The 15834-nt window shown below is 41.8% G+C and carries 17 protein-coding genes and 2 pseudogenes; 4 read left to right on the top strand and 15 right to left on the bottom strand.

The window, feature by feature from the left end; genetic code table 11:
- Window positions 1–63 precede the first annotated feature (63 nt).
- The 11 genes and pseudogenes from rbfA to HMPREF2686_RS01835 form a co-directional block, all read right to left on the bottom strand.
- The gene (gene rbfA / locus HMPREF2686_RS01790; RefSeq protein WP_003003976.1) at window positions 64–414 is read right to left on the bottom strand and encodes a 30S ribosome-binding factor RbfA; all 351 of its coding nucleotides are present in this window, start codon (window positions 412–414) and stop codon (window positions 64–66) included.
- 73 nt (window positions 415–487) lie between these two features.
- Window positions 488–2983 (bottom strand): annotated as a pseudogene (gene infB, locus HMPREF2686_RS01795) (translation initiation factor IF-2); the annotation flags it as partial.
- A 95-nt stretch (window positions 2984–3078) separates the two neighbouring features.
- Window positions 3079–3202, bottom strand: a pseudogene (locus HMPREF2686_RS10775) (translation initiation factor IF-2 N-terminal domain-containing protein); the annotation flags it as partial.
- A gap of 16 nt (window positions 3203–3218) precedes the next feature.
- Window positions 3219–3518, bottom strand: coding sequence for a YlxQ-related RNA-binding protein (locus HMPREF2686_RS01800; protein ID WP_049505944.1), 300 nt, complete (start codon window positions 3516–3518; stop codon window positions 3219–3221).
- Window positions 3511–3807 (bottom strand): RNase P modulator RnpM, encoded by a 297-nt coding sequence (gene rnpM / locus HMPREF2686_RS01805; RefSeq protein WP_049474380.1) that lies wholly within the window; start codon window positions 3805–3807, stop codon window positions 3511–3513. The genes HMPREF2686_RS01800 and rnpM overlap by 8 nt, the downstream gene beginning before the upstream one ends.
- A gap of 14 nt (window positions 3808–3821) precedes the next feature.
- Window positions 3822–4964 (bottom strand): transcription termination factor NusA, encoded by a 1143-nt coding sequence (gene nusA, locus HMPREF2686_RS01810; protein WP_003010402.1) that lies wholly within the window; start codon window positions 4962–4964, stop codon window positions 3822–3824.
- Between the two features lie 44 nt (window positions 4965–5008).
- Window positions 5009–5488 (bottom strand): ribosome maturation factor RimP, encoded by a 480-nt coding sequence (gene rimP, locus HMPREF2686_RS01815; protein ID WP_070449014.1) that lies wholly within the window; start codon window positions 5486–5488, stop codon window positions 5009–5011.
- 97 nt (window positions 5489–5585) lie between these two features.
- Window positions 5586–6221 (bottom strand): tRNA (guanosine(46)-N7)-methyltransferase TrmB, encoded by a 636-nt coding sequence (trmB, locus tag HMPREF2686_RS01820; protein ID WP_023920251.1) that lies wholly within the window; start codon window positions 6219–6221, stop codon window positions 5586–5588.
- Window positions 6218–7012, bottom strand: coding sequence for a cell cycle regulator CcrZ (gene ccrZ, locus HMPREF2686_RS01825; RefSeq protein WP_023920250.1), 795 nt, complete (start codon window positions 7010–7012; stop codon window positions 6218–6220). Before ccrZ ends, trmB begins: the two co-directional genes overlap by 4 nt.
- A 40-nt stretch (window positions 7013–7052) precedes the next feature.
- Window positions 7053–8108 (bottom strand): ABC transporter permease, encoded by a 1056-nt coding sequence (locus HMPREF2686_RS01830; RefSeq protein ID WP_049474382.1) that lies wholly within the window; start codon window positions 8106–8108, stop codon window positions 7053–7055.
- Complete coding sequence (locus HMPREF2686_RS01835; protein WP_003010412.1) at window positions 8105–8836, bottom strand: ABC transporter ATP-binding protein; 732 nt, start codon at window positions 8834–8836, stop codon at window positions 8105–8107. The genes HMPREF2686_RS01830 and HMPREF2686_RS01835 overlap by 4 nt, the downstream gene beginning before the upstream one ends.
- Window positions 8837–8903: 67 nt before the next feature.
- On the opposite strand from HMPREF2686_RS01835, the gene HMPREF2686_RS01840 reads away from it, so the two are divergent.
- A complete protein-coding gene (locus HMPREF2686_RS01840; protein ID WP_003010414.1) occupies window positions 8904–9317 on the top strand; it encodes an HIT family protein in 414 nt (137 codons plus the stop codon).
- A 12-nt stretch (window positions 9318–9329) separates the two neighbouring features.
- The gene (locus tag HMPREF2686_RS01845) at window positions 9330–9620 is read left to right on the top strand and encodes a hypothetical protein (RefSeq protein ID WP_003010416.1); all 291 of its coding nucleotides are present in this window, start codon (window positions 9330–9332) and stop codon (window positions 9618–9620) included.
- 21 nt (window positions 9621–9641) lie between these two features.
- Here the strand turns inward: HMPREF2686_RS01845 and brpA are convergent, their stop codons facing one another.
- The 4 genes from brpA to HMPREF2686_RS01865 form a co-directional block, all read right to left on the bottom strand.
- Entirely contained in the window at window positions 9642–10835 is a 1194-nt protein-coding gene (gene brpA / locus HMPREF2686_RS01850; RefSeq protein ID WP_070449015.1) for a glycopolymer--peptidoglycan transferase LytR, read from the bottom strand.
- Window positions 10836–10848: 13 nt separating this feature from the next.
- Complete coding sequence (locus HMPREF2686_RS01855; protein ID WP_070449017.1) at window positions 10849–11379, bottom strand: GNAT family N-acetyltransferase; 531 nt, start codon at window positions 11377–11379, stop codon at window positions 10849–10851.
- Window positions 11372–11827, bottom strand: coding sequence for a tRNA (adenosine(37)-N6)-threonylcarbamoyltransferase complex ATPase subunit type 1 TsaE (gene tsaE, locus HMPREF2686_RS01860; RefSeq protein WP_003018467.1), 456 nt, complete (start codon window positions 11825–11827; stop codon window positions 11372–11374). Before tsaE ends, HMPREF2686_RS01855 begins: the two co-directional genes overlap by 8 nt.
- A gap of 192 nt (window positions 11828–12019) precedes the next feature.
- Window positions 12020–13441: an NCS2 family permease gene (locus HMPREF2686_RS01865; protein ID WP_049514546.1), complete on the bottom strand. Its 1422-nt coding sequence runs from the start codon at window positions 13439–13441 to the stop codon at window positions 12020–12022.
- 175 nt (window positions 13442–13616) lie between these two features.
- Between HMPREF2686_RS01865 and HMPREF2686_RS01870 the strand changes: the two genes are divergently transcribed.
- Entirely contained in the window at window positions 13617–14429 is an 813-nt protein-coding gene (locus HMPREF2686_RS01870) for a Cof-type HAD-IIB family hydrolase (RefSeq protein WP_049506152.1), read from the top strand.
- A gap of 191 nt (window positions 14430–14620) precedes the next feature.
- A complete protein-coding gene (gene adhP / locus HMPREF2686_RS01875) occupies window positions 14621–15643 on the top strand; it encodes an alcohol dehydrogenase AdhP (RefSeq protein ID WP_049474386.1) in 1023 nt (340 codons plus the stop codon).
- The last annotated feature ends 191 nt before the right edge of the window (window positions 15644–15834 follow it).

Raw genomic sequence — 15834 nt, forward strand, 5'->3', positions numbered from 1 at the left:
CCTAAGGAAAGTTTCTAAGAAGACTTTGTCTTTCAATCTGGGCGTGGAAAATTTCCAACCTCTCTAGTCTTTGTTCAAATTGCGTAACATCTCATCGATCTTGTTACCGTATTCGATAGACTCGTCTTTGACAAAAGTAAGATCCGGAATCTTGTACAGTTTCAAATTCCGACCTAATTCACGCTTGATGGTTCCTGTTGCTTTTTCAAGGCCTGTCTGAGCCTTTTGATTGTCTGAAGCCAAATCACTCATAATTGAATAATACACTTTGGCCATAGACAAATCACCTAGCATTTGAACATCCGTAATAGTAACGCCTTGAACACGCGGGTCACGGACTTTCTTTTGTAAAATCTCATTGACTTCACGCTTGATTTCCATCCCTACTCGATCTGTCCGAAAATGACTTGCCATAGGAACTCCTTTCTGCTTTGTGTTTAAAAACTAGGAAATCAGAGAAAATTCCTCTTTTTTCCTAGTCAGCCTCTTATTTTTTAATTTCTTCCATGATGTAGGCTTCAATGGTATCGTCTGTCTTGATATCATTGTAGCCTTCAATCATCAATCCACCTTCACGACCATTTGTGATCTCTTTGACATCATCTTTGAAGTGTTTCAAGCTTGCAAGAGCTCCGTCATAGATCACGACACCGTCACGAATGACACGGACTTTGGAATCACGTGTAACCTTACCACTAAGGACCATAAATCCACCAATGGTACCCACTTTTGAGACTTTAAAGGTTTCACGAATAACTGCTTCCCCGATCACTTTCTCTTCGAACTCAGGATCCAACATACCCTTCATGGCATCTTCCATTTCTTCAATCACTTTGTAGATGATTGAGTGAAGACGGATTTCCACCTCGTCAGCTTCAGCTTGTTGACGTGCTTGTGGAGTAGGACGGACGTTAAATCCGATGATGAAGGCATTTGAAGCTTCTGCAAGGGTCACGTCTGATTCGTTGATCGCACCAACTGCTGAGTGAACGATGGTCACTTTCACACCTTCTACTTCAATCTTTTGAAGGGAAGCAGCAAGAGCTTCAACCGAACCTTGTACATCGGCTTTAATGATGACATTAACGGATTTCACTTCCCCAGCCTTCAAGGTATCAAAGAGATTTTCAAGGCTGACGCGGTTGGTTGCTTGACGTTGTTTCATCAGAGCACGTTTGGCACGTTCTTCACCCGCTGCACGCGCTGATTTTTCATCTTCATAAACCGCAAAGTGGTCACCCGCCATTGGCGCTTCGTTCAAACCAGTGATAGAAACCGGAGTAGATGGTCCTGCAACCTTCACACGACGTCCAAGGTCATTGGTCATGGCACGGACACGTCCAAAGGTATTTCCGACAACGATTGGGTCTTGAACATTCAAGGTACCTTGTTGAACAAGGAGGGTTGCCACTGCACCTTTTCCTTTATCCAAACGCGCTTCGATAACGGTACCGATGGCACGAACAGTTGGATCTGCCTTGAGTTCTTGGATTTCAGCCACAAGAAGGACCGTTTCCAAGAGTTCATCGATATTTTGGTTGAACTTAGCTGAGATTTCTACAAACTCAGAATCACCACCCCAAGCTGTTGACATAACTCCATGCTCTGCCAATTCACCGATGACACGCTCTGGATTAGCTCCTGGTTTATCAATCTTGTTAATAGCCACAATGATTGGAACATTAGCCGCTTTTGAGTGGTTGATGGCTTCGATAGTCTGTGGCATCACCCCGTCATCTGCTGCTACAACCAAGATGGTAATATCGGTAACAGATGCACCACGAGCCCGCATAGAAGTAAAGGCTGCGTGTCCAGGTGTATCCAAGAAGGTAATCTTCTTACCATTTTCCACGATTTGGTAGGCACCGATATGTTGAGTGATTCCTCCCGCTTCACCTGTTGCTACACGTGAATTACGAAGGGTATCCAAAAGGGTAGTTTTACCGTGGTCAACGTGTCCCATGATGGTGACAACTGGTGGACGCTCTACCAACTCATCTGGATTCAAATAACCATCTTCAACGAAGAAGCGTTCGATATCGGCATTGTCCACTTCAACCTTTTTCTTGGCTTCAATTCCATAATCCACCATCAAGAGTTCAATCGTATCTCCATCCAGCGATTGATTTTGAGTCGCCATGACTCCCATCATAAAGAGTTTCTTGACGATTTCAGCCGGTTCACGCTTGATGCGTTTTGCGATTTCGGCAACCGTCATTCCATCCGTATACTCAAATTCACTTGGTAATTCATGGAATTTACGCTCTGTTACTGGTTTTGGAGCATCATTACGGTTGTTCTTTCCTTTTTTATTTTTCTTATTGTTATTCCAGTTACTATTTCTCTGATTTCTCACTTGATTTTGACTATTTCGATTCCTTTGTTGTTTTCTTGGACCATCTTCTTCACGATCAAAATCATCGCGTTTCTTATCTGGTCGCGCTTGTTTCTTACGACGTGTATCGACTTGAGCTGGAGCAGCAGCAACAGCTGGTTTTGTATGGTTCTCAACAGCTGGCTCCTGTACAGGTGCTTTCACTTCTGGTACTTCTACCCGTTTCCGGCGCTGTTGACGTTCTTGTTCTGCTTTTACAGCTTGTTGTTTGTAGCGATCTTCACTTCCACGTGCGTATTCAGCATTTTGTTCAGCTTTCAGTGCTGCTGCACGCGCTTTGAAATCAACTTTTGGTGCCACTTGGGGTTGTGCACTACGTCTTTGATCTGGTCGGTTATTACGACGCTCAGAACCTTGATTTCGCTGTTCATTTCGCTCTTGTGGTCGTTGATTTCGGTTGTCACCATGACGCTGATTATCTTTGCGATCACGTTTTGGACGATTGTCTTGTTGTTTCCTACGTTCAGCCTGTTCTTTTGCACGCGCTTCTCGTTCCGCTTTAAAGTTACGACTCTTTGGTTTAGCAGCTGGCGTTACTGATTTTGTCTCAGTTGCTCCTTCTTTTTTGACAGGCGCTGCTTCTTTTTTCTCTGCGACAGCCGTTGTCTTGGCAGCCACTTCTGCTACTTTCTTTTCGACTGTTTCTTTTTTCGCTGCAAAGCTCTTGATCAGCTTTTCAGCAACATCAGTATCGACACTAGATGCATGACTCTTGACGTCAAAACCTAATTCTTTCGCACGAGTGACGACTTCCTTACTTTCCTTGCCCAATTCTTTGGCAATTTCGTATAATCTTTTCTTAGACAATTGCTGTCCTCCTCTTCTATTCCATAAGAGACCTCATTTTCTTTGAAAATCCAGCATCTACAACAGCGACGACCTTCCGGGCACGTCCAATTGCAGTGCTTAATTCTAGTGTTGAAAACACGGTAGATACTTGAACCTCATAATAGTAACCCTTATCTGTCACCTTTTTTGTCAGGTTACTAGCTGCATCATTTGCCAGAAAAACTAATTTTGCTTTTTCTTCCTGGATTGCTTTGATCACGAGTTCTTCTCCAGAAATGAGTTTTCCTGCTCTTTGCGCCAAGCCCAACAAATTACTTATCTTTTGTTTATTCAAGGCCTAACTCTCTTCTCTTCACCTTATGATCTACATAAGCGATCAATTCATCATAGAAAGCTTCTCCCACTTCCATATTAAAGCTACGATTGAAAACTTTCTTTTTCTTAGCAAGTGCCGCTTCTTCATTGTCTAGCTTGATATAAGCACCTCGACCATTGGCTTTGCCAGTTGGATCGATAAAGACTTGTCCTTCTTTATTTTTGACAATGCGGAGCAAATCGCGCTTATCAATAATTTCATTTGAAACAACAGATTTTCTTAAAGGGATTTTTCTTGTTTTTACCATTTTCCCTCCCTCTCTTAATCGACTTGCTCTTCGCCACTTTCTACTTGGTCTTCAAAAGTTTCTTGAGCTGCTTCCATTTCTTCAAACTCACTAGCAGATTTGATATCGATGCGGTAACCAGTCAAATGAGCCGCTAAACGAACGTTTTGACCACGACGACCGATGGCAAGAGATAATTTGTTATCTGGGACCACAACAAGAGCATGCTTGCTATCTTCATCATCAAAAATAACTTGGTCCACTTCTGCAGGAGCGATCGCATTGTAGATAAATTCAGCTGGATCTGGAACCCACTCGATCACATCGATATTTTCTTCTGTCGGAACCATTCGGTCTAATTTTTGATCGTATCGAGCTGGGTGGAATTTGCTGGTAATCTTTTTAATGTTCGATCCACCACGACCAACGATCGTCCCAATCGCGTCTACGTTTGGATTATGGCTACGAACCGCAACTTTTGTACGATCTCCAGCTTCGCGCGCGACACTCATAATCTCAACAGTACCATCATAAACTTCAGGAATTTCTTGTTCCATCAAACGTTTGATCATTTCAGGGTGGCTCCGACTAACAAAGACATTGACGCCACGTGGGTTATCTTCTACCTTGTAGACAAAAACTTCGATCCGGTCATGGGATTGGAAGACTTCTCCTGGAATTTGGTCTTGTTTAGACAATTGTGCTTCGATCGAACCAAGATTGACATAGATAAAACGATTGTCAAAGCGCTCCACTGTTCCACTCATGATTTCATTTTCATGTTCTTTATAAGTATTATAGGTTATGGTGCGCGTTTGCTTCCGCATTTTTTCCATGATGGTTTGTTTGGCAGATTGAGCTGCTACGCGACCAAATTCAGCTGGTGCTTCTTCAAACTTGATCTTGTCACCCAACTCATAAGCAGAGCTAATGGCCAAGGCATCCTTCAAGCTGATTTCTAAACGGCTATCAAAGACCTCATCGACTACTTCACGAACCGTATAAACACGGAAATCTCCAGTTTTTTCATTGAATTCAATCGCTGCACTTTCTGATTGTCCATAACGACGGCGATAAGCTGAACGCAATGATTCTGTGACTGCTTCGATGATATCTTCTTTTTTGATCCCTTTGTCTTCTTCCAAAATGCGGAAGGCTTCTAGCATTTCTTTACTCATGTTTTTCTTGCCTCTTCTATAAAGGCATCCTTTCTTTCATTCTGTTACAATTTTACAGCCAACCTTGCTTTGGACACAAGGTTATAAGGAATATCCACTGTTTTCTTTCGTGTTTTATCCATATACTCAATGGTCAAAACATCCTCTTCAAAACCTATTAGGTTCCCCTCAAAGACCTTTTGCTTTTCAACAGCCTTGTACAAGCTAATATTGACGTACTTACCAACAGCTCCCTCGAGTGCTTCCTTGGTTTTCAAAGGTCTCTCCAAGCCAGGACTGGTGACTTCTAAAAAGTACTGTTCTGGAAATGGGTCTGGTTTGATTTGATCCAATAGCGGACTGATGATTTCTGTCAAATCCGCTGTATCATTCAGTGTGATTCCTTCTGGTTTGTCTACGAAAATGCTTAAGACGTAGTCACCACCCATTTTGCCATATTCAACATCGACCAATTCAAATGGTTCCTTTATAGCTGGCTGAATCACTTCTGTTACTAAGTCAACAATCGTTGCGATGGTTGCCACCTCCTCATAGATAAGAGGCGAAGATATTTCCCCGCCTCTCCTTTTCTATTCATTTAGTGTATTATAGCACGATTCCCCAACGATTGCAAGGAATATGCTAAAACTGTGCTTCTACACGGTAAATGACCTGACCTTTACTTGAGAACTTCTTCTCATATTCGGTCATGACATTCCCCTCGAAATCACTAGCATGAAGGTCCAACCAGACTCCCTTCAAAGTCATTCCATATTGCGAAAAGCTCACCAAACTGTATTCAAACAAACCTCGGTTGTCTGTTTTAAAGTGAATCTCCCCATGTTCTGGAAGAATTTGTTTAAAGGTGTCTAGGAAGGTCTTGTAAGTCAAGCGACGTTTTTCATGACGTTTCTTTGGCCATGGATCTGAAAAATTCAGATAGAGTTGATCAATTTCACCATCTTCAAAATAGTTGGTCAAGCTATCCCCATCTACCCAAAGCAATTTAATGTTAGGAACATCAGCTTCTAAGACCTTATCTAAAGCATAGCTCAAGACCGATTTTTGAATATCAATTCCGATGTAGTTGATCTCTGGATTGGCCTTAGCCATCCCAGTAATAAAGGCTCCTTTTCCACTTCCCACTTCAATATGGATGGGGTGGTCATTTCCGAAAATCCCATGCCATTTTCCCTTAGCATCTTCTGGATTTAGGACCACATATTGTGGATTGGCTTCTAGTAATTCTGTCGCTCCTTTACGATTTCTAACTCTCATATTTCCTTTCCATATTTCAACCGGAAATTGCGCAGAGCATAGATCTCGCGATTGACATTTTCTAAATCATTATTTTCATAGTATTTAGCAATTTGCCACAAGAAGGAGTATTGACCAAACCAATAGAGTTTATCAAACACCTTTTGGTTGTACTTGTAACCATAATAACCTAACCAATCGCGCCAATTGGAATCTGGAATATAGTGACTCAAGATATGCGCCACATCCAACATCCTGTCAGTTAAACGAACGGAATCCCAATCGACTAGATAAATCAAGCCGCTCTCTGTCTCAATCCAGTTACTATGACGGACATCCCCATGGACGATCGTCGCATAATCCTCCCGAAAGGCTGGCACTGTCTTCCGTAAATTCTTTACGACTGATTGGATGTAGTGGTTCTGACGTAGGGCAATTGGCAACCGGTTACTCCAAGAATTGAGTAACTCTAAAGGAGATTCCACAGGATACCCAAGTTTCTTTAATTGGGTCATCAAAGGTCTAGAACGGTGCAATCTCGTTAAAATATTGACCACTTGTTTTTTTGACATTCCATTTGGCGTGAGAATCTCCCCATTCAACCATTCTTGGGCACTCATCACATTTCCATCTGGCAAACGTCGACTCCATAACAATTGAGGAGCAATCTGTTCTTTTGCTAGACCCGCAAGGATTGGGGTCGTATTCATTTTTACAAAAACGCGCCCACCATCTGGGTAGGTCCCCATGTAGGCCTTCCCACTCTTCCCAGGAATTGGGGTGAGGCTTAGCTCTTTTTCATTCGAGTCCATCTTTTCCTCCGTAAAAAGTTTCCAATCTATTTTACTAATTTTAACGATTTTCGTCAACCAAGCGCACCATCTTAAATGGAAGATAGAGTAGGATTAAAGCAACTGTATAAGCCAGTAGACCTAACAACAGGACTTTATCTGAAATAAAGACCAGGCCAATTCCCCCTTCTATCACCGTTATCATCCCCATGACCAGCTGAATCGTTTTGTTCAACCCTGCCTTTTTACTACCCTGTTTCATCGGGAAAAGGAGGGTCAAGGGTTGGTAATCAAAAGCACTGTAAAGCCCCAGTAATTGAAAAATAACCAAGTAATTGAGCAAGGCTACAAGGGCAATCACTACGAGAGGTTGAGGAATAAAGATGATAGCGAGAATGGAAAGAGCCAAGAGTCGGAGAGTCATAGAGAAAAGATCTCCATTCCGTAGGAAGGAGCGCATATATAAGTGAAGCCACGTATTGCCATGTGTTTTGGGAAGAAGCCCTAAGAAACCATCCAAGTAAGCTCTTCTTTTAACACTGTTAGTAATACCTTTCACCGTTGTAAACAAGGCAAAGAAACGAAGAATCAATTGTTTCCTTGCATTCTCACGAGCAATGGCCAAGTTCCAATTCAAATTTCCATCCTGGTAGAAGCGCGCTTCCTTCCAGCTAAAAACAGCCCCTTTAGCCACTCCTAAGACAAGGATATAAGCTACAATAGCAAGTTTATCCAGCCCCGTTGCCAGAAGAAGAGGCACAAATAATAGAAGGACAAAACTTTGAATCAAAAACCAAAACACAAAAGACTTCTTGGCCTGCCCTTTGATATAACGTTTCACTTCCTCTTCCTTTACCAAAAGGAATAAAGCATCGGGCTTCTCTAAGTAGGTCGCAATAGAGCCTATCGGAACCAAGAGGAGCAAACCAATCATGAGACTCCAACGGATCAGGCTTGTATCTTTGGGTAGATCTTGCAAGAATTGACTGTATTGAACCGCCAAAAATCCTATAAAAATCAACATAAAGAGGACGAAATGATCATTGAGAACATAGCGGCTATATTTTACACATTGAGTTCGAAACGTTTGTTGCCGTTTTTTCATCAACTCTTTCATGCTGTTTCCTCTTCTGTCAAGGTCATGTAGATATCATTTAGACTTGCTTTCTCATCCCCAAAAGTTGAACGCAGCTCGTCCAAGGTCCCTTTTGCTCGGATCTGACCCTTATGGAGGATCACAAAACCATCACACATCTTTTCAGCCGAATCCAGAACGTGAGTACTCATCAAAATCGATTTTCCTTTTGCTTTCTCATCTGCCAATAACTGAATCAAATCTGCAATCGCAACAGGATCCAATCCCAAAAAGGGTTCATCGACAATATAAAGACTTGGATCCACTGCATAGGCGCAAATAATCATGACCTTTTGCTTCATCCCTTTTGAAAACTGGGTCGGGAACCAATCTAATTTTTCAGCCAAACGAAATCGTTCCAACAAAGGATGGACGCGCACCATGACCTGATCCATGTCTAAATCATAGGCCATAGCTACGGTCTCGATATGCTCTCTCAGGGTTAATTCTTCATATAGGCTAGGGGTTTCTGGAATATAGCCGATTTTTTTACGATAGTCAGTTGGAGCTTCTGGAAGACTCAAGCCGTCAATCCGTACTTCCCCAGCATAAGGATGCAGGAGACCAATAATTTCATTAATCGTGGTTGACTTCCCAGCTCCATTTAGTCCAATCAAACCAATCAGTTGGCCATCCGGAACTGAAAAACTCACCTCTTTCAGGACAGGGATATTGACATAGCCCCCTGTCAACTTGTTGATTTCTAACATATTTTCTCCGATTTCTGGTATAATGTTCTTATATTATAACAAAATTTAGTCTAAATGAGGTGTATTTATGGTTGACGATTGTATTTTTTGTAAGATTATAGCTGGCGACATTCCTTCCTCCAAAGTCTATGAGGACGAGGAAGTCCTCGCGTTTTTGGACATCTCTCAGGTTACACCCGGTCATACGTTAGTGGTTCCAAAAAAACACGCTCGCAATCTCTTAGAGATGGACGAAACCGCCACAGCTCAACTATTTGCACGTGTCTCTAAAGTTGCAAAAAAAGTAGAAGCTGCTACCCAAGCTAAGGGAATGAATGTCATCAGCAACATGGAAGAAGTTTCTGGACAAACCGTTTTTCACACACATGTCCACATTATCCCTCGCTATTCCGATCAAGATGAGCTTGCCATTTCATTTACTGAACACGAGCCTAATTTTGAACAACTAGCAGTTCTTGCAGAAACCATCAAAAACAGTTAAAAAGGAGGCCATATGAAACTCAAAAATCTCTTTTGGTTTGCAACAGGAGCTAGCATTAGCTACCACTTAGTAAAAAACCGCAAAGAAATCAAAACAGAGGTGACTGAATCCAGCCATTTGGTTAAGGGAATTCAAGATAACCTAGCAAAAATCCAACGCAATCTGGATATTATCCAAGACCAAAAAACCAATCTTCAAGAATTGGTAACGGATTTCCAATACAAAACCAAACTATTTAGTCAACAAGCAACAGCCTCTCTAAAAGAAATTCAAGACATCTGGCAACCAAATAAAAACGATTGAGAAAACTCAATCGTTTTTTTCTTATTCTGAAGGTACCGTAGGTGTCACACTGCTCGACTCTGTAGCTGCTGGAGCAACTGGTGTCACTGGTGCAACAGAACTTTGAGGCGTCACCACTCCCGTATCCTGGGTCGATGGTACAACTGGTAGTTGGTTAAACTCTTGGTAAACAGGTGCTTCCTCAGATGATGCCGCTGGCGTATCACTTTGAGAAGAAACATTCTTCAACTCTTCATCTCCATCTAATAGGTAAGCATTGGTTTTCAATGTTTTGATTTCTTTTAGTCCCAAAGCTTTGCGGATGATATTTTGAATTTTCAAGAGATGTTTTGAAGTGACAATCTGATAACTTCCGCCATCTGCTAAGGTGGCATCTTCTCCTTTCAGCTGGTACTGATGAATCGTTGAAAGGGCATCTTTATATCCTAGCAATTGAAGAAGGCTATTACTGTCAAGCGCTATGTTGGTTTGCATATTGTCACTAACAGACTCAATGATTCCTTTGTAGTGACTCAAACTATTGAGGCTTAAAACTTTCTCAACAATCTTTTTGATCACTTCACGTTGGCGTTTTTGACGTCCGTAGTCTCCTTCTGGGTCTTGGTAGCGCATGCGTGAATAAACGAGAGCTTGGTCCCCATTAATCTCCTGACGTCCTGGTGCGATCTTAGCCGTATATTCTGGCTCATTTTCCTCGATCGAGATATCGAAGTCGAATGGATTGTTAACCGTGATACCACCAACCTTATCCACTAATTGAACCAATCCCTTCATATTGATCATGACATAGCGGTCAATATGGATATTCAAAAGATCTTGAATGGTCTTAATGGCTAACTTGGCACCGCCTTGAGCATAAGCCGAATTCAATTTTGCTTGGACCGTTTCGCCATCTGAAGTAATATTGGTTAGGATATCTCTTTCCAAGCTCGTCATGGTTGTTTCTTTTGTTTGAGGATTGACAGTCACCAAAATCATGGTATCACTATTTCCGGCCCAAGGATCTTCCCGAGAACCACTACCTGTATCAACCCCCATCAAAAGGATGGTCATCGGCTTGTTTTCTGCAATGACATTGGTCTCATTTCCAAAGCCCTTATAAGTCTTACTGAGAGTCCCAGTCGTTTGGTTTAGGATGGTAAGGCCATAGGCCCCGATCCCAATCACTGTTACCGTCAATAAGCTCAAAAACATCAAAATAATTTTTTTAACCATATAGAATCTCTCTCTAATCTATCAGTTTCCCCATAAGGTAAACATCTAAGAATTCTCCTTCAGCTGAACAAGCTCCACGAGCTTGGCAACCTTCGATCTCAAAACCTAACTTTTTATACAGGTGAACCGCTCGTTCATTGCGCACTTGGACATTCAAGACTAGTTTCCTGAGAACACCGGTCGAGTGCGCCCACTCAATTCCTTCTTCCAACAAGATCTGTCCAAGTCCTTGATTCCAATAAGCTTTTTGAACCACAATAAAGACATCACCAATATGCTGAATGGACCGTTGAGAAGCTGCAGTGATATTTAACAAAGCCGCCAGTTCCTGATCTAGAAATAGCAAGAGGCAAATCCGGTTATCCGCCATCTCTTGCACCGTTAGAAAATGCTCCATATCTGCTGGAGACATGCCAATACCAGCTTCATCTAGCGTCATGTAATCTGACTCTTTCCCGACTCGATTTAAGAAATCAACGACAAGAGCCGCGTCTGCACTTTCAGCTTGCCGAATTTCTAATGTCACTTCCTTTTCCTTAGTCATCCGTTTTTCCCACCTGCTCAAAGGATGTTAGTAAAGTCTCTGCACGCGCTCCATGAGCTTCAAAAGCTAACTCTCGCCCCTCTTCCAATTTTCGGATAAAAATTTTTAGATAAGCATCCGAGAGACTCGGCTCAATCAGCTCTCCCCATTCAATAATGGTAGCACCATCTCCAAATAGAAAATCATCTAAATCAATAGAATCTGGATCATTCCCAATCCGGTAAACATCCAAATGGTATAAAGGCAAGCGGCCTTCGTATTCACGAACAATGGTATAGGTCGGGCTTTTAATCATCTGATCAATCCCTAACCCCTTTGCAATTCCCTTTGTAAAGGTCGTTTTCCCTGCCCCTAGATCACCTGATAAGATGATTACGTCTTGCTTTTCTAAGAGTTTTCCTAGCTGTTTTCCTAGAGCGATCAGCTCCATTTCATTGTGACTAATCATTCCTCTATTATATCAAACTTTTTTAAATTCTGCTCTTTCTTTTAAAAAATGTTCGAGTAAAGACCTCTTGTGACGGGGAATCCTAGGGGAAAAAAGCAAGTTTCTCCCATAAACTCCTGTTTGAACACTTTGTTTATCCTTCCAAAAAAGAATGGGAGTCACCCCATTCCTTTTTGAATATTTCCCTGAAAACTAATTCAAGGCCATGCTAACGTAGTTTAAAATAAAGAGAACATCTAAAATCCAAATCATGCTGTGCACTTCTTTAGCTTCTCCTTTAACCACTTTCACCAAGCTATAGGTGATAAATCCAGCAGCGATCCCTTGTGTAATCGAGTAGCTGAAGCCCATAAAGATAGAGGTGAAGAAAGCAGGAACTGCTTCTGACATATCTTCCCAATGGATATTTTTCAAGCCACTCAACATCATGATCCCAACAACAATCAAAATTGGTGCTGTTGCAGCGGTCGGTACAATCGCTAACAAAGGGCTAAAGAGACTTGAAATAGCAAAACAGATCGCTACAACCAAGGCTGTCAGACCAGTTCGTCCACCAGCTCCAATACCGGCTGCAGATTCGACATAAGTCGTTACATTTGAAGTTCCTGCAATGGCTCCGACTGAAGTCGCTACTAGGTCTGAATAGAGGGCCTTATCTAATTTCGCTGATTGATGGTTTTCCCCATTTGTCGCAACAATCCCAACTTTTTCACCCGTACCGATTAAAGTTCCAATTGTATCAAAAATATCCGTCAAGGAGAAGGCTAAGATGGCCATTAAGGTCTCAGGCAAACGAGACGTATTGGAAATCAACGAACCCAATCCTTTTGATCCCAAAGCTTGACCAAAGATCGTGCCTAAATCATTAAAGGCAGCTCCTAGATGATTACTTGCAAAGTCAATTTTAGTGATATCAACAACATGGATGAGAATTCCAAGAACAGTCGTTACTAAGATAGAAAGGATGATCCCTCCCTTAATCCCTTTGACAACAAAGAAAATAGTAATTGCAAGACCAACAAGAGCCAAGAGGACCGCCGGATTGTTAAAATCAACCAATCCAGGAACAGCAGATGCATTGGCTGAGATCGTTGCATTCGCCTTATCTGCTCCTTCCCCGACCACTGTATAAGTATGAGGGTCAATCGTGAATTTTAAAAATCCTGCATTCTTAATCCCAACATAGGCCAAGAAAATCCCGATCCCCGCTGAAATAGCAGAGCGAAGAGCAGTCGGAATCGATTCGATGATCATCTTCCGAACTTTTGTCAATGTGATAATCAATGAGATCACACCACAAATGAAGACCATTCCCAAAGCTTCCTGCCATGAGTAGCCCATACCAAATACAACGGTAAAGGTAAAGAAGGCATTCAAGCCCATCCCAGGTGCTTGTGCATAAGGTAAATTGGCATAAAAAGCCATCATCAAGGTCCCGACAACGGATCCAATAATCGTTGCAAGGAAGACTCCTTGAGCTGGCATACCTGTTTGTGACAACATTTGAGGGTTTACGAAGAGGATATAACTCATCGCAAAAAAGGTTGTCAAACCAGCAAGAACCTCTGTTCGAACAGTGGTTCCATGTTCTGAAAGTTTAAAAAACTTATCCATTTCAGAATAAACTCCTTTTTCATCATTCTCGCTCCCAATCAATTTGCGAACGTTATTTCTATTTTACCAAAAGATCTTTCGTCTTTCAAGAAATCCTACTTCTCTTCTTGATTTTTGAGCGCTTTTCCGATTTTTCTGATATAATGGTCTCATTCTTCTCGAAAGGAACCGAATTATGCATAAAAAGATGATCGCTCTAGATTTAGACGGCACCCTCTTAAATTCCGAAAGCAAATTGAGCGACTTTACCATTGATACGATTAAAAAAATTAGTGCTCTTGGCCATAAAGTCATTATTACAACAGGCCGCCCCTATCGTATGGCACACACCTACTACAAACAACTAGAGCTAGATACTCCAATGATCAATTTTAACGGCTCCCTTACGCATCTACCTGAGAAAAAATGGTCGGATGAACAATGCTTGACTTTAGATAAAAAATACCTGCTAGATATGGTCGCTAACCGAGACACTATCCAAGCGGACTTTATAGCAGGCGAATACCGCAATAAATTCTTTATTACCGATCCAAATGAGCACGTTGCAGACCCTAAATTATTCGGTATTGAATCTTTCCAACCAGAAAATCAATTCAATCCCGAGCGGGTAACGAGCGACCCAAACTGTATCCTCTTTCAAACGAAAGCGGAAGACAAATATGCTCTGGCAGATGAAATGAATCGGCATTATGACTACAATCTGTCTATCAATACTTGGGGTGGTCCCTTAAATATTCTGGAATGCAACCCCAAAAATGTGACCAAAGCATCAGCTCTGACCTACCTTCTAGATAAACTCAATATGGATCAGAAGGATTTAATTGCCTTTGGAGACGAGCACAACGATACCGACATGCTAGCTCTCGCTGGTCATGGATACGCCATGAAAAATGCTAGCTCCGTCCTTCTCCCTTACGCGGATTCCGTCACAGATTTCACAAATAACGAAGATGGTGTCGCGCGCCAACTCATTCAATTATTCTTATAAAACTAACAGACATGAGTTATCCCCTCATGTCTTTTTCTGCGCCAAATCCTTAATCGGTTAATCAATACCCTTCTTTTTTTCCATTTTTTTATTGTTCAATAGATAAGTTTGTGATATTATTAACATAGTTATTAAAGAAGCGTTTTCAAAAAAATGCTAAATCGCTTCTCGTTCACTTAAGGAGGAACAAAATGAAAGCTGTTGTTGTTAATCCAGAAGGTACTGGTGTTGAAATCGTTGCAAACAAAGACATGCGTCCACTGGAAACAGGGGAAGCTCTTGTTCAAATCGAATACTGTGGTGTCTGCCACACTGACTTGCACGTTGCTCATGGAGACTTCGGTAAAGTTCCAGGCCGTGTTCTTGGACACGAAGGAATCGGTATTGTTAAAGAAGTTGCTCCAGATGTTAAGAGCCTAAAAGTTGGGGATCGTGTCAGTGTCGCATGGTTCTTCGAAGGATGTGGAACTTGTGAATACTGTACAACTGGTCGTGAAACCCTTTGCCGTACTGTAAAAAATGCTGGTTACTCTGTTGATGGAGGAATGGCTGAACAATGTATCGTTACTGCAGATTACGCAGTGAAAGTACCTGAAGGATTAGATCCAGCCCAAGCTTCTTCTATTACCTGTGCAGGTGTTACAACTTACAAAGCCATCAAAGAAGCCAAAGCTGAACCAGGACAATGGATCGTTATCTATGGAGCTGGTGGACTAGGAAACTTGGCTGTTCAATATGCTAAGAAAGTCTTCAACGCACATGTCATCGCTGTCGATATCAACAATGATAAACTAGAATTGGCGAAAGAAGTTGGTGCAGACTTTGTCATCAACGGTCGCGAAGTTGATGATGTCCCAGGATTGATCAAAGAAAAAACAAATGGTGGAGCTCACTCTGCTGTCGTAACAGCTGTTTCTAAAGTAGCTTTCAACCAAGCAGTAGATTCTGTTCGTGCAGGTGGCCGCGTGGTCGCAGTTGGTCTTCCTTCTGAAATGATGGACCTCAGCATTGTGAAAACTGTATTAGATGGTATCCAAGTCATTGGTTCTCTTGTAGGAACTCGTAAAGACTTGGAAGAAGCTTTCCAATTTGGAGCAGAAGGCTTGGTAGTCCCTATCGTTCAAAAACGTCCAGTAGAAGATGCTGTCAAAGTCTTTGACGAAATGGAAGCCGGAACCATTCAAGGACGTATGGTACTTGACTTTACAAACTAAACAACTGAACCTACAGGACTAGCCCAACTGGGCTAGTCTTTTTGAGTGCTCTCAATCACTCTATTTTACAATTTATTATATATTTATTTTTATTTTCGAGAATATCGTTTGATTGTCGGAATCTTTTCATTAAGAACAAAATCCTATAAAACATGTCTATTATTGTTTTTTTAAGCATCAACAAGTAATAA

Source organism: Streptococcus sp. HMSC057G03 (assembly GCF_001808745.1).
Classification (GTDB): domain Bacteria; phylum Bacillota; class Bacilli; order Lactobacillales; family Streptococcaceae; genus Streptococcus; species Streptococcus parasanguinis_Z.